The organism is Chakrabartyella piscis, assembly GCA_030067835.1.
Lineage (GTDB): Bacteria > Bacillota > Clostridia > Lachnospirales > Anaerotignaceae > Chakrabartyella > Chakrabartyella piscis.
Map to the genome: position 1 here is coordinate 3,103,256 of CP092441.1, position 20,121 is coordinate 3,123,376.

Genomic DNA, 20,121 nt, shown 5'->3' on the forward strand with positions numbered 1-20,121 from the left:
ACAAATTCATTAAGAATTGTCTCGAAAATTGTCTTAAATCACGGTACCATTATAAAGTGAACAATCAACACCTTCACTTTCACAAGCACAACGACTCAAAAAATTTAGTTCCGAAGGCAAACTTAGTTTTGATGTCATGTGTGCCATTATGAGTGAAGAAAAGAAACCAGAAACCGATAGAGTTACCCTAACCAGTGATAAGCTATCAAAGTATTTTCCTAAATCCTACACTCCTCAAAAAATGGAAGAAACCATTATCAAGTTGCTTGAAACTTGGCATAAGAAACGCACACAGCAACAGGATAGATAAACGAGGAGGTGAAAGTTTATGGGAAGTTCTGACAATGCCAATTTCACAGTTGTAAAATCAAGAAGCTATACAGTTATGGGGAACCACCATTTAAAAAATAAGAAGCTGTCCCTAAAGGCAAAAGGTTTACTATCTGTGATGCTCTCCGTTCCAGACTCTTGGAAACATAGCATTGCAGGATATGCAAGCATTTGTCGTGATGGTGTGGACGGAGTAAGAAGTGCAATCAAGGAACTTGAGGAACATGGTTATATTACACGATGTCGCAAACGAAATGATAAAGGGCATTTGACCATTACCGAATACACCATATACGAAACACCTATACAGGATAAGCCTACATTGGAAAATCCAACATTGGATAATCCTGTGTTGGACAAACCTATCGTGGATGAACCTAGTTTGGATAACCCATCACAATATAATATTAACTTATTAACTACTAATAAATTTAATATTGATGTATCTAATCCTAATCAATCTAATCAAAAGATAAAGGGATATGAAATGATGGGATTTGATAGCTTAGATGAATTAAGAGAACTTGTTTATTGTAATCTGGAATACGCACATTGTAAGCAGTATGGACCGATTACAAAGCTACCTCGCATTGAAGAAATCGCTGACATTATCATTGATACTTTGTGCTATACGCAAGATACCATCAACATTGCAGGGCAAGATTATCCTAGCTCTATGGTAAAAGACAGGCTCCTTAAAATTACTTCTATTCATGTTGACTATGTATTAGAGTGTCTAGATAAAAACACCACTCATGTAAGAAACATTAAAAGATATTTATTAGCGACACTGTTTAATGCACCAGTTACAATGGATAGTTATTATGCAGCATTGGTAAACCACGATTTATATGGCAACAAGTAGCAAGGCATTTTGCAAAAGCAAGGTGTCTATTTTTATACCCAAAGGAGGAAAACAAATTGAAAGAATTTGATGTTACCATCACCGAAACACTGAAACGTACTGTCACCGTCTATGCCGAAACACAGCATGAAGCTGAGGAACAGGCAGAATTTGAATGGGACAAAGGCATACACGTTTTAGATTCTGGTGATTTTGTAGGTTCTAATTTCCAAGCAGTTGCAGAACGTGAAAAACGTATTGATGCCCTACTGGTAGAACCACTGAAACCACCACAACATATACAACTTTCCACTGAACTAGCAGATTTACAAAAGGCTGTTGGAGGACTCATTGAATGTATCAATATTTTTGATGATCCAGTTGTCATCATTGCAAACGAAGAAGGCAAGCTAAACAACCTGCCCCTTAATCGTGGCATTTATGATGCTGACAATGAGCTACACGATATTATCGCAGGCACGTTCCTTGTAGTTGGTGAAGGTGATGAAGATTTTGAAAGCCTAACGCCAGAACTACAAGATAAGTACGAGAAACATTTTGAAAAACCAGAGAAGTTTTATTCGCTGGCAGGAAGTATCATTGCCCAAAAGATTGATATTGCTAAAGACAAGGACATCATCAAGAAACCAGATATGGAACGATAACAATGTTCTGGCACAGGAGGTGATATAGATGTCAGTACAAGAAGAAGTAAACCATAAAAATATTGCCTTTGTGACTAGCACTACTAAAATTACAGGTCGTACTTTGCTAAAACTTGCAAAGGCATATTTAAACCATCAAAAAAACAAACAGGTAAACAAACAAATACCACAAGGAAAACAGAGTGTGAAAAACCTTGCAAAACAAGGACAAGGAATGACAAGTCTTGATTTAAACGATGCAGACATTAAAAAGTTTGACCGTATTATGAAAAAATATGGTATCGACTATGCTGTGATGACCGACAAAAAGACCTCTCCACCTACTCATACTTTGTTTTTCAAGGCAAAAGATGCCGATGCTACAACTAAGGCTTTCACGGAGTTTACAGTGCAAGCAACAAAGAAAATCACTCGTCCATCTGTTTTGGTAGAACTGAAAAAATGTGCTGAAATTGTAAAAGCCACTGTAATGGATAAAGTGAAAAACAGAGCAAAGGAGCAAATCCGATGACCAATAAAATGAAGAAGTTTTTTATAATAAACATCCCTTATGTTGTCATTGGTATCTATGCTTCTAAAATACCACAGGCTTATCGCTTTATGGGTGGTAATGATTTCAGCACAAAAATACTCAATCTCACAGAAGGATTTTCAAGAGCTTTTGAAAGCTATCTTCCATCGTTCTACCCTAGCGACCTAATCATTGGTTTAGGAATTGGAGCATTACTGCGTTTGATTGTGTATGTAAGGTCAAAAAACGCAAAGAAATACCGAAAAGGTGTGGAGTATGGCTCGGCACGTTGGGGCAATGCAAAAGACATTGAACCCTTTACCGATCCAAAGTTTGAGAACAATGTCATACTCACCCAAACGGAACGACTTACCATGAACAGTAGACCAAAAAATCCAAAAACAGCAAGAAACAAAAATGTGTTAATCGTTGGTGGTTCTGGCTCTGGTAAAACAAGGTTTTGGCTCAAACCGAACTTGATGCAATGCCATAGTTCTTATGTAGTCACCGATCCGAAAGGTTACACTTATTAAGGACAGAGAAGTCTAACAAAAAAGAAAGGAGGTCGAAACAGTGGCAAAATCAAGTAATTTAAAGATTACTGCCTTATATACTCGACTATCAAGAGATGATGAATTGCAAGGCGAAAGTAACAGTATCACAAACCAAAAGGAATATTTAGAAGCATTTGCAAAAAATAATGGATTTGCAAGGATAAAGCATTTCAGTGACGATGGATATTCGGGTGTTGACTTCAATAGACCAGGATTTAAAGCAATGATTGAAGAAGTAGAAAAAGGCAATGTTGCAGAAATTATAACCAAAGACCTAAGCCGCTTTGGAAGAAATTATCTTAAAGTAGGCTTTTATACCGAGATAATGTTCCCCGAAAAAGATGTAAGATTTATCGCTATCAACAACGGAGTTGATAGTAGCAAGCAAGGCGAAAATGATTTTACACCATTTTTGAACATTATGAATGAATGGTATTCAAAGGATACTAGCAACAAGATAAGAGCAGTGTTCAAGGCTCGCATGAAAGAGGGTAAGCGTTGCAGTGGTGCTATTCCTTATGGCTTTTATCGAAAACCCGATGACAAGAATACGCTCTATGTAGACGAAGAACCTGCAAAGGTAGTGAAGCAGATATTTCAGATGATAATTGATGGATATGGAGTTAGTCATATTGCAGACACATTGACAGAACAAAAAGTGCTTATTCCGTCAGCGTATGCACAAAAACATTATCCCGAAAATGATAGAAGTAAAGGTTTTGTAAATCCTTATCGTTGGTCACCTACTGCTGTAAGCTATATACTTGATAAACGAGAATATATGGGACATACAGTTTTAGGCAAGACCATTTGTGAAAACTTCAAGACTAAAAAACGTAGAAAAGCCACCGAAGATGAACTAATTATCTTTAAGGATACTCACCCAGCTATTGTACCTGAGGAAATGTGGCATAATGTTCATAGATTAAAAAGAAAAGTAAGAAGAACTCTAGCTAACGGGTCATATTCACATATATTATCGGGAGTGATATATTGTGCTGATTGTGGAGCTAGAATGAGTTATCGAAGTCCAGAGGCACAACATAGAAAAGATGGAAAAATATATAATAGTGATAGTGCATTTGTTTGTAGTAATTATCGTAATCTTCATAAACGCTGCACAGCACATTTCACACAAGCTAAAGTTGTTGAAACTCTCGTTTTAACTGCAATCTCAAACGTAAGTACCTTTGTATTAAATGACAAAAAGAAATTTATAGAGCGAATAAAACTATTGTCAGATACGCATCAAGAGGATTTAATAAAAGAAAATAAAAAAGAATTATCTAGTGCTAAGAAAAGGATTGAAGAACTAGATTTACTTGTAAAAAAACTTTATGAGGGAAATGCAATAGGCAAGATACCCGATAATCATTTTGAAAGATTGCTTACCGAATATGATGATGAATACAAAATACTAACCGATAAAATTGTAGAGATTGAAAGTTCTGCAAATGATTTTGTATCTGTCCAAACGAAAATCGATAAATTTATTACTTTAGCAAATAAATACAAGCAGATTGAAGAACTCACTCCTACTATTTTGAATGAATTTATTGAGAAAGTAAATGTCCATAACGCAACTGGTGGTCGTACAAGATTGCGTGAACAACGTATTGATATTTATTTCAACTTCATTGGAAAATTTGAACTTCCACAGAGAGAATTTACGGAAGAAGAACAAATTGCTAAGGCTAAAGAACAAGAAAGAATTATCAAAGATATTGAAACCAACAGACGAGAAGCAAAGGTAAGTAAGGAACGCAAAAAAGCAAAATTATTGGAAGAAGAAAAAATGAAATTTGAAAAAGGAGCATAGAAAAATGAGTAATAATAGCATATTGAACGCAGTGTATTATGGAAAAGTTATCCCTTGGGAAAACAGTCAGTTATTTCAGATACAAGAGTACAAAGATACTCTAAAAATCGCAACAGATTTACAAGAAAAATTGATCGCACAGCTTAATGACGAGAACAAAAAACTGTTTGATGAATTTTTGAAAGCTGATGGCGAGGTAGGTAGCTTTTTTGAGGAAGAAAAGTTCGAAGATGGTTTTATCTTAGGTGCAAGGCTAATGATTGAAACACTAACCGACACACGATTTACAAAGTAAGGAGCTGATACAATGGAACAAAACATATTTGAAAAAATGGGTGGTACTTACATCAAAGTTGGCGATTACTATGTGCCGAACTTAGGGCAGTTTGAGGACGAAGAAGAAACAGACGATAGACCTTTAGGTAAGTATGGAATGTTGAGAAGAACATACCTTGAAGAACACAGAAAACCTTTATATAATCATCTGCTACTTAGTGGAGAGTTACACTCCCACTTGCGTGATGTGAATGAGCAAGCACAGCAGATGATTGATACCCTACTACCACAGTACAAAGTAAAGCAAGGTGTCACAGAGGAATTAAAAGCAAAGGAACAACTCTTATGGGTGGGAATGGTAAATAACATCATAGCACAGATTGAGGAAATCATATACAGCGAAGTTGTGTATATATAATATCGAGAATCAGAGGTCGAGATCTTAACAGATTACGACCTCTTTTTCATATAAAAAATCAAATCGAAAACAGAAAAGGAGCATTTCATTATGACAAAGAAAACAATCGTAGAGCAAATCAAAGAAACACAAATCGAGATTGAAAAAACAAGAACAGAAAAGAAACAAAAGGAACATCAACTGGAAAAGTTGCAAAAGCGTGAACGAGAAAAGAATCGAAGCAAACGCACACGCAATTTAATTGAAAAAGGTGCAATCTTGGAAAGTATCAATCCATCTATCCAATCCCTATCCAACGAGCAGTTACAAGCATTTTTGCAACAAGTATTGCAGAGTGAGCGAGCATTGCATTTGCTTAGTAAAATGACAGCAACCGAAGATACGCAGTAACTCCCTTGATTACAAGGGCGCACTTATACACCATTTACAATGGTGCTGTGCGTTCTGCGAAGCAATGGGGAGCTACTCTCCCCAAACCCCTAGTGTACTTTACGAAACCGACTACACCTTGCGAGGTGTAATCATTTTCATAAAGTCTAATAAATCGAAAGGAGTAGTTTATGGCGATATTTCACCACTCAATAAAGCTGATAAGTCGAGGAAAAGGCAAGTCTGCTGTGGCTTCATCTGCATATCGAAGTGGCACTAAAATAACCAATGAATATGACGGAGTAACACACGACTATACGCATAAAGGTGGTATTCATTCCAGTGCTATTTTACTACCACCCCACGCACCAAAAGAATATGCAGACCGTAGCATTTTATGGAACGCTGTTGAGATGATAGAAAAACAGCATAACGCACAACTTGCAAGGGAGATTGAAGTGTCGATACCGAAAGAAATCCCCTCATATCTATGGCGAAGAATGATGATAGATTTTTGCAATTCTAACTTTGTAAAGCAAGGTATGATAGCCGATTTATCTATCCACAACAAAGACCCTAACAACCCTCATTGTCACATCATGTTAACTATGCGACCTATCAAAGAAAATGGCAAATGGGGAGCAAAATCACGCAAAGAATATATACTTGATGATAGTGGTAATCGCATTAAACTTCCAAGTGGAAATTGGAAGTCAACAAAAGTTGATACAATGGATTGGAACAGCCAAGACAACGCAGAAGTTTGGCGAGCAAACTGGAGTGAGCATTGCAATCTCTATCTTGAAAATTTAGGGTGTGAAGAACGCATAGACCATCGAAGTTATGAAAGACAAGGCATTGACCAAATCCCATCTATTCATTTAGGAGTGTCAGCAAGTCAGATGGAACAAAAAGGTATTGAAACAGATAGAGGAAATATCAACCGACAAATCCATGATGACAACAAGGAAGTTAAGATAATTAAGGCAAGAATTACAAGGCTGATGAAGTGGCAACGAGAATTAAAGGCACAGCCTTTAGATCTCGAAAAAGCTGATGTAAAAGCTTCTGTACTTGGCAAGTTACAAGCGAATAATGTTGTAGTCAACAATCAATATCAGACCATTAAATCCCTTAAAGCTAACACCAGTGCATGGTACTTTATACAGACCCACAACATAGAGTCTATGCATGACTTTGCAAATAAAATCAGTGACCTTAATGCTAGTTTTTATACGATTAAAAAAGAGCGAATTGCTATTAAAAAGAAGATGGAAAGCATTGATAAACGCTTAGAACTTTGGAGCGAATATCAGAAAGTTGTACCTATCAAAAAGAAATATCAGAAGCTACAAGGCAAGGATAAGGAGCAGTTTTACGATAAGCACCAAATCGAGATTGAACGTGTAGATGAATTAGGAAAGGTGTGGGCGAAATTCTCTAATGGAAGTCGTAAAATCAATGTGTCTGATTGGACAAAAGAACGCACTTCACTTGAACAGGATATGTCACTTTGTGAATGGAAATTAAAAGCCTTAAAAACTGAAATTGGTCGTGCTGAAAAAGTGAAACAGATACTAGAAGAACAACGAATTGAAATTGTAGAACCAAGAAAAATAAAAGACCGAGATGTTATAATATAACCTTAAAATTAAAGATTGGAGGTATTAGAAATGGAGTATGGATATATGAGAGTTTCTAGTAAAGAGCAGAACGAAGATAGGCAGATTATAGCTTTAACAGCGTTTGGAATTAAAGAAAAAAACATATTTCTTGATAAGCAAAGTGGTAAAGATTTTCAACGCCCAAGCTATAAAAAATTAATTAAAAAACTAAGGCAAGAAGATATTTTCGTTATCAAAAGTATTGACCGTTTGGGTAGAAATTATGAGGAAATCATAGACCAGTGGCGAATCATTACAAAAGAAAAAAGAGCCTCAATAGTTGTACTTGATATGCCCTTGTTAGATACACGACAAAAAGAGCGTGATTTAACAGGGGTTTTTATCGCTGATTTAGTTTTGCAGATACTTAGTTATGTGGCACAAACGGAGCGTGAGAATATACGCAAGCGACAAGCTGAGGGTATTGCAGTAGCTAAAAGCAAAGGTAAGCACTTAGGTAGACCACCTATGCAAAAGCCAAAAAACTTTAATGCTATACGAAAAATGTGTGATAATGGGGAAATAAGCATTACAACTGCGTCCGATATGTTAGGAATTTCAAGAGTTACCTATAACAAATGGATAAAAGAATAATTCAAAATTCTGACAATTTGATACTCTTTTCTTGTAAACACTTGAAATTTGTAAAAAAAAGTAGTAGGTTAATTGTATAATCAAATTGAACACATAAAAAAGTCCACAGTGAATGGATTTTCTGTTAGAATAAAGTTACCACACAAGATTCTAAGAGAAGGAGCCAAATACTATGGACAATACCAATTATAGCACAAATCCAGTAGAACGCAAGAAGGGGCAACACTTAGGAGCGGAAGAGCGTGGAGCAATCCAACACCTACACAAACTGGGTTACTCTAATAGAGCAATCGCTGGTGAGCTGAATTGTAGCCCTTCCACAATAGGATATGAGTTGGAAAGAGGCACGCCAGCTTACTCCGGTCGTGGGAGAAAGCCTACTTACTCTGCAAAGAGAGGCGCTACCGTTTACAAAGAAAATCGGAGCCGTTGTCGTCGTCCTAAGAAGTCATTTCAGGATTCGCAGTTTATTTCTTGGTTGGTAAAGCAAGTGAAAGAACACAAAAGGTCGTTTGATTCTTGCGTGGGTCGTGCAAGGTTGCTTGGGTTATTTCCTCCAGACACCATTCCATGTACCAAAACACTCTACAACCGATTGAGAAGCGGAGAATTGCCCCTCTCTTTATTCGACCTTCCAGAAATATTGACACGTCGACCACAGGGAAAACCCCGTATTTCTAAGCGTTTATACGGAAAAAGTATAGAAGAACGTCCTCTTGAAGTTGTCCTCAGAAACACCTTTGGTCACTGGGAATCTGATACCGTTTTGGGTCAAAAAAAGAAGGGCGAAGCAGCCGTTTTCAGCATTGTTGAACGGCTGACGGGTTACTATATTACCCTGCGTATTGATGAAAAAACCGCTGACGGAGTTGCCTCTGCAATGAAACAGCTCCATCAACAGTTTGGAGACAAATTCAATCAAGTGTTTCGTAGCATTACCACAGATAACGGAAGTGAATTTGCCAGTTTTTCAGACTTCGAGAATCTAGGTAGCGAGGTTTATTTTGCCCATCCATATTCTTCTTGGGAGCGTCCGGTGAATGAGCGGTCAAATCGTGTTTTGCGTAAATTCATTCCAAAATCCACCTCTATCACAAAATTTTCTCCCGAGCAAATCTTGGCGTTTTCGGATGAAATCAACGCAACCCCAACAAAGAGATTGGGATATTACACACCAGAAGAATTATTTGAAGATCAGCTTGATCAAATTTATAGAAGAACCAAGCAGTAAACTTTATTTCAAAAGTGTTCAATTTGTTATTGCAATTTTCAAAAAAAAGTAGTATACTATATTTGTTAAGTTATATTGTAAAACAAGGTACACCTTAATTTTAGATAAAATATTTGTATATTAAGCACCCATCAAGGGGTGTTTTTTGCTTTTTATACCTATTTTATCGTTTTGCCAAGGTGTATTCCTATGTTTGACCAATATAGAAAAGGTGTACCTTTCTTTACATAAAATTGTTTTATAGGAGGGTATAAAATGAAATCAAAGCTAATGGAATGTAAATCTTGCGGAAAGGAAATCGCAACAAATGCAAAGTCTTGTCCTAGTTGCGGGGCGAAGAATAAAAAACCATTTTATAAAAGAGTTTGGTTTATAGTTCTTTGTGTTTTTATTGTAGTAGGAGCAATTGGCAGTATGGGTGATTCAGAGGATAGTACAAGTGGTCAAGCATCTACAGAACAAGCACAACAACAAGGTACACAAGAGCAAACGCCAGAAGTAAGTGACGAACCAGTTATCACTTATGAAGAAGTGAGTGTAGATGATCTGATGGAAACATTAGATGGCAATGCTCTTAAAGCAGAAAATACTTATAATGAAAAACATTTGAAAATTACAGGTCGACTAGGAACTATCGATAGTGATGGTAAATATATATCATTGTTACCTGTTAATGATGAGTGGGCATTTTTAGGTGTTCAATGCTACATTGAAAATGAAGAACAATTAAATCAAGTTATGGAAATGTCTACAGATGATATAGTTGTTCTAAGTGGTCAAATAAGCGAAGTCGGAGAAATAATGGGATATTCTTTAGATATTCACACAATAGAATAGGTAATAATTTATAACCCATAAAAGGACGGATCAAATGATTCGTCCTTTTTTCATGCCCCAAAACGAAAGGAGCAGATAATGGCAACTAACAAAAAATATTACTTCCTCAAATTTAAAGAGGACTTCTTCAGAGATGAAACAATCATTTTGCTTGAAGATATTAAAGACGGCTTTCTATTCTCAAATATTTTACTAAAAATGTATCTTCTATCGCTCAAACACGAGGGGCAATTATTACTATCACAAGGCATAGCTTACACTCCACAAATGATAGCAACACTCACTAACCACCAAGTAGGCACAGTAGAAAAAGCATTACAAATTTTTACACAGTTAAACCTAGTAGAAGAACTTGCAGACGGAACTTTGTATATGACAAACATTCAATTGCTAATCGGTAAGTCATCAACAGAAGCCGAACGAAAACAAAAAGAACGAGTAAAACTCAAGGAAAATAGCCTTTTAATAAGTGACAAGGGTGGACAAATGTCCGAGCATTGTCCGAAAATGTCCCCAAATCGTCCACCAGAGTATAGAGATAAGAGTATAGAGATTAGAGATAAGAGTATAGAGAGTGAGAGTAAAGATGCTTTCCCCACCCACTTTTTAGGACAATATCAAAATATATCTCTAACAGATGAAGAACTGGAGCAACTAAAAACAGAACTTCCCTCACTCTATCAAAAATACATTGAGAAATTAAGCGAATATATGGCAAGCACTGGCAAGACCTACAACAGCCATATCGCCACCATACGCAAATGGGCAAAGGAAGATAGCGAAAAGAACAAAGGTACTCATAACACACCACGCACCTATGAATATGACGAAAATAAGAGCCTATAACGGAAAGGAGTATTGAAAAATGGAGAAATATATTAAAACCGTAGTAAATGGCATAGAAAAGGCAAATAGCGAGCCTACGGACTATCTGAACGAGGTTGACAGCCTTATGTATTGTGGTAAATGCCATACACCCAAGCAAAAACGATTTGACAAGCCATTTATTGATGGGAGAAATACAGTGCCTATTCCTTGTGAGTGTCGTTCCAAAGAAATAGAGGAAGAACGCAGACAAGAGGATTTAAGAAAGCATTATCAGACAGTAGACAGACTTCGTTCGCAAGGTATCAGAGATAAAAAGATATTGGAGTGGATTTTTGACAATGACACCACCCAAAGCAAACAGATTGATATTGCAAAAGGATATGTTTCTAATTTCGAGCATATCAAGGCAAACAATGTCGGTATGCTACTATGGGGAAATATTGGTACTGGCAAAAGTTTTGTCGCTGGGTGCATTGCCAATGCACTGATCGACAAGGAAATATCCGTATGCGTTACGAACTTTGGAACTATCCTTGCTGATATGATGAACTTGAAAATAGATAAAAACGAATATATTCAAAGATTAAATCGCAACAGCTTACTTATCATTGATGATTTTGGAATGGAACGAGATACTTCATTTGCCCTAGAACAGATTTACAACGTCATAGACAGCCGTTATATCGCTTCTAAGCCCTTAATCGTGACAACTAACCTATCTCTATCAGAAATGCAAGACAAAGGTGTACAGACCGATTACAGACGCATATACGACCGAGTGCTAGAGATGTGCGTGCCTATCTTCTTCGAGGGTGAGAGTAAACGCAAGGACAAGGCAGATGAAAAATTGAATAAACTAAAAGAAATCTTAGGCTAATGGCTTTTATTGACTATAAAATCAGTAAGAGCCATTTTTTTGTACCCATTTTTGAAAGGAGCAAACTAATATGACAGAACAAGCAACAAATAACGCAGTAGAAACTACTGACCCACAAGGAACATTTACCCACAAAATCGGCAAAACAACTTATGTGGTCGGTGTACACTTTAGCAAGACAAGTAAAGAAACCATTGAGGATAAAATTGAAAGGCTTATCATAAATGATTTGGAAAAACAAAGATATTTATAAACTCGGTCTTGACAAAACGCTTCCTAAAGGCTCTATCTTAGTCGAGTGTGGCAAGCTGCTAGAAAAAGAAGGATATAAAATCAAAGTGTTAAATACCATCAACTTCAACAAGTCCATGAAGTACAATCCCTTTGCTTATATCCGAAGTGAAAAGGATATTTTGAAACTGGTAACTACACTCATTGCCAATACCAAAGGTGATGGCAAGGGTGGTGACGACTTCTGGGTAAAAGCTGAAACACTACTCTATACTGCACTCATTGGATATATCTGGTATGAAGCACCTGTGGAAGAACAAAACTTCAACACACTTATTGAATTTATCAATGCCAGTGAAGTGCGTGAAGATGATGAAGATTTCAAAAATCCAGTAGACTTGATGTTTGATAAGCTGGCTGAAAAAGAACCACAACACTTTGCTGTAAGGCAATATAAAAAATACAAGTTAAGTGCAGGGGATATAAACTGTAATAGTAATCTTAATCAATTACAAACAAGAATAGCCACGAAAATGGCAGAAAGGAAGTGCTATTTATGGATGATTTTAGAGAATGGTTACGCAAAGAGTGTACTTGTTGGTATCTTCTATCCCAAGAAGAACAAGACCAGTACTTCTCTCGTTGGTATGACGAAGTGCGTAACAGAAAGGAGAACACATCTTGAACACGCAAATTACTGCACTGTATGAGCGACTATCTCGTGACGATGAACAGCAAGGCGAAAGTAATTCTATCTCCAATCAAAAGCAAATGCTTGAAGATTATACTTTAAAAAATGGATTTGATAACATTCGTCACTTCACTGATGATGGCTTTAGTGGTACTCGTTTTGATAGACCTGCTTTTTTGGATTTGCTAGAAGAAATTGAGCAAGGTAATGTTAAAACTGTCTGCCTAAAAGATATGAGCCGAATTGGTCGTGATTATCTGCAAGTTGGACAGTATATGGAGTTGTTACGACAACGAGGTGTAAGGCTTATTGCCATCAATGACAATGTAGATAGCTTTAAGGGTGAGGACGATTTCACCCCCTTTAGAAACGTAATGAATGAGTTTTATGCAAGGGATGCAAGTCGAAAAATTCGCTCTGTATTTCAAGCAAAAGGCAAAAGTGGTAAAAGGGTATCAAGTGCTATCCCCTATGGATATTTAAAAGACCCAAATGACAAGCATAAGCTCATTATTGATGAAGTCGCTGCACCGATAGTAAAGCGAATATTTCAAATGACTTTAGAGGGAAAAGGTCCATGGAATGGCTATACTTAACTAGACAGAAAAGATAAGGTCATGTAAAATAAAACTAATATAAAATAAGGAGATGATTACATGACTAAAAAACGACAACGAAGAGAATTTACAGAAGAATTTAAACAGCAGATGGTTCAATTATATAACAACGGAAAATCGAAAGCAGATATCAATCGTGAATACGATTTAACACCATCGGCACTGAATCGCTGGATACAGCGTTACAATGCTACTGGTTCTACAAAAGAAGCTGATAATCGCACACCAGAAGAAGCTGAACTCATCAAACTTCGTAAAGAGCTACAACAGCTACGAATGGAAAATGACATACTAAAGCAAGCGGCGCTGATATTCGGACGAAAGTAATTGTAATTCGAGCAAATCGACACAAATACTCTATATCAGCCATGTGTAAATGCCTTGAAATCAGCAGGAGTACCTACTATTACGAGGCTTCGTCCAAGAAAGATGATACGGAATTAGAACAAGAAATTGAACGGATTTTTTATGAAAATAAAGAAGTCTACGGAAGTCGTAAAATGAAAAAAGAGCTGAAGAAGTTGGGCAAACAGGTTTCTAGACGCAGAATTTGCCGCATTATGAAACGTTTAGGGCTAATTTCGGTCTATACCGTTGCCAAGTTCAAACCACAAAAGCAACAATGCAATGAGTCGCCAGTAAAAAACGAACTAGCTCGTCAATTTGATAACCAGCCTCCCAATGCAGTAATTGTTGGGGATTTGACGTATGTTCGAGTGAACTATAAATGGAACTATGTTTGTATCTTAATTGATTTATTCAACCGAGAAATCGTTGGATTTAGTGCAGGACTTCACAAAAATGCTCAGTTGGTATATGATGCTTTTGCAACAATCAAAGGGAATTTATCTGAAATCGAGTTGTTCCATACGGATCGAGGCAGCGAGTTTAAAAACTATCTCATTGATGAAATGTTAGATGTGTTTCAGATCAAACGATCCCTCAGCATGAAGGGCTGCCCCTATGATAATGCAGTTGCAGAAGCCAATTTCAAGGTATTCAAAACAGAATTTGTTCGAGGACGAAATTTCGTCAGTTTGGAGCAATTGAAGTTAGAACTTGCAGACTATGTGCATTGGTTCAATAACATACGTTTGCATGGCTCTTTGGATTATAGAACACCAGCCGAATATCGGGTACTGACCTTATAAAAATTGTCCAAAAAAGTGTTGACATTCCACACCTGTTCACTTTGTTTGCTGATTGCTGCACCTAAAAAACTTACAGTAGGTGTTGTGTTGAAATCGAAAATCGGCAAAAAATCTTCGTGGGTGAAGTGATCCTCGGTATCAATGCCCATTCGTTTCATAATGGTATAGGCGATACTTACGGATAAAGCATTTTCAAAAGTCATGCGAATGTTATCGTCATCCAGTTCTTCAAGGAAACTATCTTCGATAAAATAGGCTATATCGCTTTTGTTATCGTTATAATACTCTTTTGCCAAATCAAGTGCAACGGTATCGATTGCTTCGTGCAGGCTGTCGCTTTCTACATCAAATTTATCTTGGAGCATTTCAAGGATAGGTCTTTCGTGATGTTCGTGCATTTCCCAAAGAAATGGCTTTCTGGCATTTTCCTTGCCACCAGTGTCAGCTACATCGAAAACATATTTAATCTGTCCTCGGTCGCTGCTTGGATCAATGAGTGCAATGCCATTGGTACCTCTTTTTACATATCGGTTCATGGTGTTATTCCATAAACCATATTCAGCACAGGCAGTAGCAGTAGGGTTTTGAGCATAAATCATAAGTTGCTCATGGAATGGATACTTGTAGAGCTTGCCAACTGTGGTTAAAAAAACTGTCCAATCAGCAAGACTACTGGTAACTTGCTTGGCAGTTTGTTCAAATAAATCAGCAAGTAGTTCTTTTTTAATTGCCATATTGGTTCTCCTTTCTGTTTTCGGGTATGAAAAAAGCACTTCCGAAGAAGTGCTTAGGGTTACCGTGTTACTTGGCTTGCGGTTGTGTACTTACTTTGTATATAAGTATTTTCATATTAACGAAAAGACGTTTGCGAAAATAATAATTTTACATCTTTGTAATTATTTTGCTCTAAATATAGGTGTAAATCTTGACTTGAGATTTGACTTTTAGGACCTATCCAAATCTCTTTAACAACATTTGCTCCAAATTCTGATAACTTTAATGAAAAATAAGGCGAAATATTATTTTCAGAAATATTGAAACATATTTTATTCCTTAGAAGTGATATGGTTGCAGAAAATCCATTAGGACCTTTCATTTCTTGAACTTCCCCTACAACCCACTTAGGATTCTTATATGCCTGAGTGTTTAAAAATAATCTCCATTCCTTTTCTTCTTTAAATCCTATTTTTTTATACTTTAGGGATTCTATTAATACACTTTCTATCCATCCTTGAAAATTAAACATTATTAAATTATCAGTTTCTGATGAGCTATCATCATGCGTCATATTTTCTACGATCCACTCTCTAAGGTCACAAAGCATTTCTATTGCTTCAATAGCATATTTTCCTACTATTTCTTCTCTTTCCCTTTCGGTTATATATTCAACCTTTTCAAGTCTAAACACGCTATTGCTTTCACTACATTTTTTCTGTATAAGTTTTTTAGAGAAACCAATCGAAATACCCTGTCCATTACCTGCATATCCACGCCACTGACTCAATAAATCCGGTAGTTCACTAAAACATACAACAAAATTGGTAAACTCCTCAGACTCAAGTTGCTTGTCTATCATATACCGAGTACTATCAATAAGTTCTAATAATGCACTACCTCCATTTTTGTTTTCATACCTAAATTCAAAAGGGGATTTTTCATACAGCATGAAAATCTCTTCAAAAATGTCAGGATATAATAAAATCAATTCCTCATAATCATTACTCTTTCGGATATCACTCATTCTAATAGCCTTATCATTTAAAATACCAAAACACTTCTGGTTGCTACCATAATGATATAACAAACTCATATAAACACCCTTTCTCATAAGATAAATAGCTTGTCTAATTTAAAAATTTTGCTTTCATCCTAAAAGTAACCATAATATTTGTAGGTTGGTATATAAATTATATCACAAATACAACTTACAAAGCTATAATTTTAATATTAAGATACCATTCTTCCAAACAAATAAGCAAATGCTTACTCAAAATTCGTCATACCATCTATCACGCCTCTATCACCGTTACATTGATTTCTACTCAACCAGAAAACTTTCCAGTTTCTATATCAATTTTATTTCTGGTTTTGGGTATGAGAAAAGCACTTCCGAAGAAGTGCTTGAACTTTTGTGATTTTTCCTGCTATTCACCAAACACTGTATCAAAATCCCGTTTGCCATACAGAACACGAGCGATGTTTACTTTTCCTGCATTATGATTCACTATATAAAAAATACAATAGTTATCAACAGGGAGCATTCGTAAATCTTGCCATTTTGAAGCATCATAAATACGATGTCTTTCTGGCATTTCATCAAGAGATAAAATGCCTTTTTCTATTCGTTCTATCTGATGAAGTGCAGTTTCTTTTGCCAATAATTCATATGCGATATATCTATAAATCATATATAAATCTTCTTTTGCTTCTTTTGAAATTTCTACTGTATATTTCATAGATCAAATTCCTTACGCATATCTGCAAAAACTTTTGTTGCAGGCTCAACATTTCCGTTTTCAATGCTACTCAAACCTTTTTGAATGGCACGATCAAACTCTGCTTCTGTCATTCTTCCCATATCAAGAGGATGTGGTGGCATTTTCACTTCAAACGGCAAACCTCTTTGCAGAATAATTTGTTTATAGAATATATTGATTGCATTTGATGCAGGGATGCCAAGTGTAGATAAAATCATTTCTGCTTGTTCTTTTACATCTGGTTCAATTCTTGCATATAAATTTGCTGATTTTGCCATATAAAAAACTCCTTTCAAACTAATATACTTATATTATACTCATTTGACAGGACAATAGCAATACAAATTTGTAAATTATTCATTAAAATCTGCCACCAGTTCGTACTGCACCTTTTCAAAATCATCATCGCTCATATTGTGAAGTTTGGCTAGGGTAGTCTTTGTAAGTTCCATTAGCTCCACTTCATCGCTTTGCAAATGCGTTTGCATTTCTTCAAGGTCGTGGATTAGCTCAGTTCTGGAATCTGTGCCATAAATGCACATAAGGTTTGTTTCTTCTACTGTGAAATTCATACTTATCGCTCCATTTCTGCATCTTTTTTCGGTGCTGTTTTTTCTTTTTTGTGTTCGGTAGGAGTAGTAGCCTTTAGCTCTGCAAGAACTGATTTCTTTGCTTTATCTTCATTGTTGATTATGCCATCAATCATATTGAAGTTTTGTTCTGTCTGCAATTCTGCATTTTTCAATGGATTTTCTGTGCTAACTGCGAAAGCTCGTGTGCCATTGCCCATAATGGCATACTTGCCATCGTTTGAGTTGTGATGAACACCATATCCACTGTCTTGCATTTGCTCCATCGTCATAGAAGTAAAAGAGAAACTACCTCTAGGAGTTTGGATTTTATCACCAGTAAGAAAATCATCTGGTACAAGAGCTTGCTGTGTAAAGTGTTCCACCTCTTTGAAACCAAAGGAGTCTACATAATGAGATGATACAACACCATTCATCTTAATGGCAACGATGTCGCTAACAGAAAGAGAGTGTCCCACAAAATCATCTGGTCTTTCTTGATTGAAATCATAGTACAAAGCATCTAAGGCTTCATGGATGGAAGATACATTTTGCAGTTCATCGGTGTAGACTAAGTTGTAGTTATTACGATCAATTTCAAGACCTAACTTTTCAAGTTCTGTTGCTCCTGTAAAATGATAATGACGATATTCTTCGCCACCTTTTAATTGGTAGATGGCAAAAGAGTCTGCATTGGCTGCAAGAAAATCTTTCTCTCGTTGCTCTGGCAAGAAAAATTCCAATTCTTTCATTTCCTTGTACTCATAGAAGTTTTCCCAATCTGTTTTTTCAATACCAAAGTATCCTGCATGGCTATCTAGTTCTTCAATGTCAAAAGCCATTGCTTCGGTGTTATCTGGATAAAGCAGATAGATAGTTAAATCCTCTTGGAATAATTCATATGCTCGTTCTTTTGTAAGTGGCAGTAGTTCTTCAGCTGTGTAACCAAAGGACACAGCATCTTCTCTGGATAGGTTTGGATCTGGCATGGGATAACCTAGTGTTTCATCAACGTGGTGTTCTGGCTCGGTAAATTCAGCTTTTGCACTTTCGATTTTTGCCATTTCCACCTTATCTACATTTTCCATTAGCTCATTATAATTTACCTGCGTTACATTTTCAGCTCCCCATAATGCAAAGCCTTTTTCTGGTTCTGTTAGTTCGTGGATTGCTTGATAGATATTGATTTCAATATCATCGTAAACACCACCATCTAAGAGGTTAAATTCGCTATCAAAGAAAGAGTAATCAAAACCCTCATTGCAATCTTGGATAGTAAAATACTTATCATCTATTTTATAAGCAAGCTCTCTAGGATAATTCATAAATTCATAGGAATGAATATCATTCATCAGTTGTATAACATCTGTGTCTAGGTGGTTTTCTGAAATTTGGTCTGAGATATATTCTTTCATGGCATTGGTATCGCCACTTTCAAGATAACCGACAAGTTCGGCAAGATGTTCCTCTTTGGAAGAAACAGTATCTTGATATTCATAGTGGTCAATGTCGGATAAATACGCATCAATTCTTGTTGCAAGTTCCTCAGCTTTTGACATAGCAGGTACGACCTCCTTTTCTTTTTCTTGTGTAATTTCAGCAAAGTGTTTATCCAAAGAAGTAATAAGAGCAGAAGAAGTAGTGCCAATAGTTTCAAGAGATGCTTTTAGCTCACTTAATTCTTTATCTTTGCTCCAGTTTGCAATATAGCCAAAGGAATTGGCACCAGTTTCAATACCATAATAACTACAAACAGCAAAGCTAATACTTTCAGCTTCAACTTCTTCGGTGTTTCGATTTTTCTTTTCAATGGGTGGTGCATCTTCGCCTTGTTGTTCTAACTTTTGTAGCTCATAGTCATGCAATCTGGAATGTGCCATCTCATGGACAATGGCAGAGATAGTTTGCACTTCGCTCATTCCCTCACGAATAGTGATGGTCTTATCTTGTAAATGGTAGTAGCCATCAGTATCATCTGATAAAGCTGCGAATTTGATAGGAACAGTAGAAGTGCGTTTCAGAGCTTCGATAAAGATTTCATACTGTTCCACACTGCCATCAAGAGAACTGACCAAAGAGGGGATTTCTTTCCCCTCGGTCTGAGAAACGTCAAAGACAGATACCACACGAAACATTGGTATCTGTCTTTCAACTTCTTCTAATTCAATTTTTCCATTGGCATCTAAAAGTGGTGCCTTTGTTAGTGGATCGAGTTTCTCTCTTTCTTCTTTTACTTTGAATGGTGTAGGTGCAATGATTTTGATGCCTTTTTCACCTTTCTTTACATTGCGAGAAAACTGGTCTTTCCATTTGTTATAGCCTGCAACCAGTGTTGCGTTTGGATTTTGCATAGAAATCAGCATTTTGTTGTTAAAGCTATACTTATGAAAGCGGCTCATGGTACGCAAGTAGGATTGGTACTTTTCACTTTCAAACATATCTTTAATGCCAGTTTCGATGCTATCGGTAATTTCTTTTAATCGCTCTTTGGGCGATTGTTTTACTTCGTTTTCAGCCATAGGTTAACTCCTTTCGTGATTTTGGGCGTGAAAAAACCACCTCCGAAGA

At 36.5% G+C, this 20,121-nt stretch carries 19 protein-coding genes and 5 pseudogenes; 18 read left to right on the plus strand and 6 right to left on the minus strand.

Annotated features, from left to right (window positions below; genetic code table 11):
- Window positions 1-55: 55 nt before the first annotated feature.
- From MJY40_RS14185 to MJY40_RS14275, 18 genes and pseudogenes are all read left to right on the plus strand, one after another.
- Window positions 56-310, plus strand: a pseudogene (locus tag MJY40_RS14185) (ParB/RepB/Spo0J family partition protein); the annotation flags it as partial.
- An 18-nt stretch (window positions 311-328) separates the two neighbouring features.
- Window positions 329-1,195 (plus strand): DUF6017 domain-containing protein, encoded by an 867-nt coding sequence (locus MJY40_RS14190; protein WP_317854837.1) that lies wholly within the window; start codon window positions 329-331, stop codon window positions 1,193-1,195.
- Window positions 1,196-1,251: 56 nt separating this feature from the next.
- Window positions 1,252-1,839, plus strand: a complete 588-nt coding sequence (locus MJY40_RS14195) for a DUF3846 domain-containing protein (RefSeq protein WP_317854838.1) — start codon at window positions 1,252-1,254, stop codon at window positions 1,837-1,839.
- Between the two features lie 28 nt (window positions 1,840-1,867).
- Window positions 1,868-2,350, plus strand: coding sequence for a PcfB family protein (locus MJY40_RS14200; protein WP_317854839.1), 483 nt, complete (start codon window positions 1,868-1,870; stop codon window positions 2,348-2,350).
- Window positions 2,351-2,403: 53 nt separating this feature from the next.
- Window positions 2,404-4,720, plus strand: a pseudogene (locus tag MJY40_RS14210) (type IV secretory system conjugative DNA transfer family protein); the annotation flags it as partial.
- Between the two features lie 7 nt (window positions 4,721-4,727).
- Window positions 4,728-5,018 (plus strand): DUF6809 family protein, encoded by a 291-nt coding sequence (locus MJY40_RS14215; RefSeq protein WP_317854841.1) that lies wholly within the window; start codon window positions 4,728-4,730, stop codon window positions 5,016-5,018.
- Window positions 5,019-5,030: 12 nt separating this feature from the next.
- Window positions 5,031-5,417 carry a TnpV protein gene (locus tag MJY40_RS14220; RefSeq protein WP_317854842.1) on the plus strand — a complete coding sequence of 129 codons (387 nt, stop codon included), beginning with the start codon at window positions 5,031-5,033 and terminating at the stop codon, window positions 5,415-5,417.
- A gap of 90 nt (window positions 5,418-5,507) precedes the next feature.
- Window positions 5,508-5,807: a DUF3847 domain-containing protein gene (locus MJY40_RS14225; protein ID WP_317854843.1), complete on the plus strand. Its 300-nt coding sequence runs from the start codon at window positions 5,508-5,510 to the stop codon at window positions 5,805-5,807.
- Between the two features lie 170 nt (window positions 5,808-5,977).
- Window positions 5,978-7,429, plus strand: a complete 1,452-nt coding sequence (gene mobQ / locus MJY40_RS14230; RefSeq protein WP_317854844.1) for a MobQ family relaxase — start codon at window positions 5,978-5,980, stop codon at window positions 7,427-7,429.
- 30 nt (window positions 7,430-7,459) lie between these two features.
- Entirely contained in the window at window positions 7,460-8,044 is a 585-nt protein-coding gene (locus MJY40_RS14235; protein ID WP_317854845.1) for a recombinase family protein, read from the plus strand.
- A gap of 172 nt (window positions 8,045-8,216) precedes the next feature.
- The gene (locus MJY40_RS14240; RefSeq protein ID WP_317854549.1) at window positions 8,217-9,275 is read left to right on the plus strand and encodes an IS30 family transposase; all 1,059 of its coding nucleotides are present in this window, start codon (window positions 8,217-8,219) and stop codon (window positions 9,273-9,275) included.
- Window positions 9,276-9,530: 255 nt separating this feature from the next.
- Window positions 9,531-10,112: an OB-fold protein gene (locus MJY40_RS14245; RefSeq protein ID WP_317854846.1), complete on the plus strand. Its 582-nt coding sequence runs from the start codon at window positions 9,531-9,533 to the stop codon at window positions 10,110-10,112.
- A 78-nt stretch (window positions 10,113-10,190) separates the two neighbouring features.
- On the plus strand, window positions 10,191-10,958 hold the full coding sequence (locus MJY40_RS14250; protein ID WP_317854847.1) for a phage replisome organizer N-terminal domain-containing protein: 768 nt from the start codon (window positions 10,191-10,193) through the stop codon (window positions 10,956-10,958).
- 19 nt (window positions 10,959-10,977) lie between these two features.
- Window positions 10,978-11,817: an ATP-binding protein gene (locus tag MJY40_RS14255; RefSeq protein ID WP_317854848.1), complete on the plus strand. Its 840-nt coding sequence runs from the start codon at window positions 10,978-10,980 to the stop codon at window positions 11,815-11,817.
- A gap of 70 nt (window positions 11,818-11,887) precedes the next feature.
- Entirely contained in the window at window positions 11,888-12,070 is a 183-nt protein-coding gene (locus MJY40_RS14260) for a transposon-encoded TnpW family protein (RefSeq protein WP_317854849.1), read from the plus strand.
- Window positions 12,071-12,086: 16 nt separating this feature from the next.
- A pseudogene (locus MJY40_RS14265) lies at window positions 12,087-12,551 on the plus strand (type IV secretory system conjugative DNA transfer family protein); the annotation flags it as partial.
- Between the two features lie 175 nt (window positions 12,552-12,726).
- Window positions 12,727-13,320 (plus strand): annotated as a pseudogene (locus MJY40_RS14270) (recombinase family protein); the annotation flags it as partial.
- A gap of 75 nt (window positions 13,321-13,395) precedes the next feature.
- Window positions 13,396-14,507 (plus strand): IS3 family transposase gene (locus MJY40_RS14275; RefSeq protein WP_317853734.1). Its coding sequence is split into 2 segments (ribosomal slippage): window positions 13,396-13,648 and window positions 13,648-14,507, totalling 1,113 coding nucleotides; the frame shifts between segments, so codons are not numbered across the junction.
- Here the strand turns inward: MJY40_RS14275 and MJY40_RS14280 are convergent.
- From MJY40_RS14280 to MJY40_RS14305, 6 genes and pseudogenes are all read right to left on the minus strand, one after another.
- Window positions 14,468-15,241, minus strand: coding sequence for a hypothetical protein (locus tag MJY40_RS14280; protein ID WP_317854850.1), 774 nt, complete (start codon window positions 15,239-15,241; stop codon window positions 14,468-14,470). The two genes, MJY40_RS14275 and MJY40_RS14280, sit on opposite strands and share 40 nt — an antisense overlap.
- A 116-nt stretch (window positions 15,242-15,357) precedes the next feature.
- Entirely contained in the window at window positions 15,358-16,317 is a 960-nt protein-coding gene (locus MJY40_RS14285; RefSeq protein WP_317854851.1) for a DUF2971 domain-containing protein, read from the minus strand.
- Between the two features lie 334 nt (window positions 16,318-16,651).
- Window positions 16,652-16,963, minus strand: a complete 312-nt coding sequence (locus tag MJY40_RS14290) for a type II toxin-antitoxin system RelE/ParE family toxin (protein WP_317854852.1) — start codon at window positions 16,961-16,963, stop codon at window positions 16,652-16,654.
- Window positions 16,960-17,262: a type II toxin-antitoxin system RelB/DinJ family antitoxin gene (locus MJY40_RS14295; RefSeq protein ID WP_317854853.1), complete on the minus strand. Its 303-nt coding sequence runs from the start codon at window positions 17,260-17,262 to the stop codon at window positions 16,960-16,962. The genes MJY40_RS14290 and MJY40_RS14295 overlap by 4 nt, the downstream gene beginning before the upstream one ends.
- Before the next feature lie 75 nt (window positions 17,263-17,337).
- On the minus strand, window positions 17,338-17,556 hold the full coding sequence (locus MJY40_RS14300; RefSeq protein WP_317854854.1) for a transposon-transfer assisting family protein: 219 nt from the start codon (window positions 17,554-17,556) through the stop codon (window positions 17,338-17,340).
- A 2-nt stretch (window positions 17,557-17,558) separates the two neighbouring features.
- Window positions 17,559-20,072: pseudogene (locus MJY40_RS14305) on the minus strand (YodL domain-containing protein); the annotation flags it as partial.
- Window positions 20,073-20,121 lie beyond the last annotated feature (49 nt).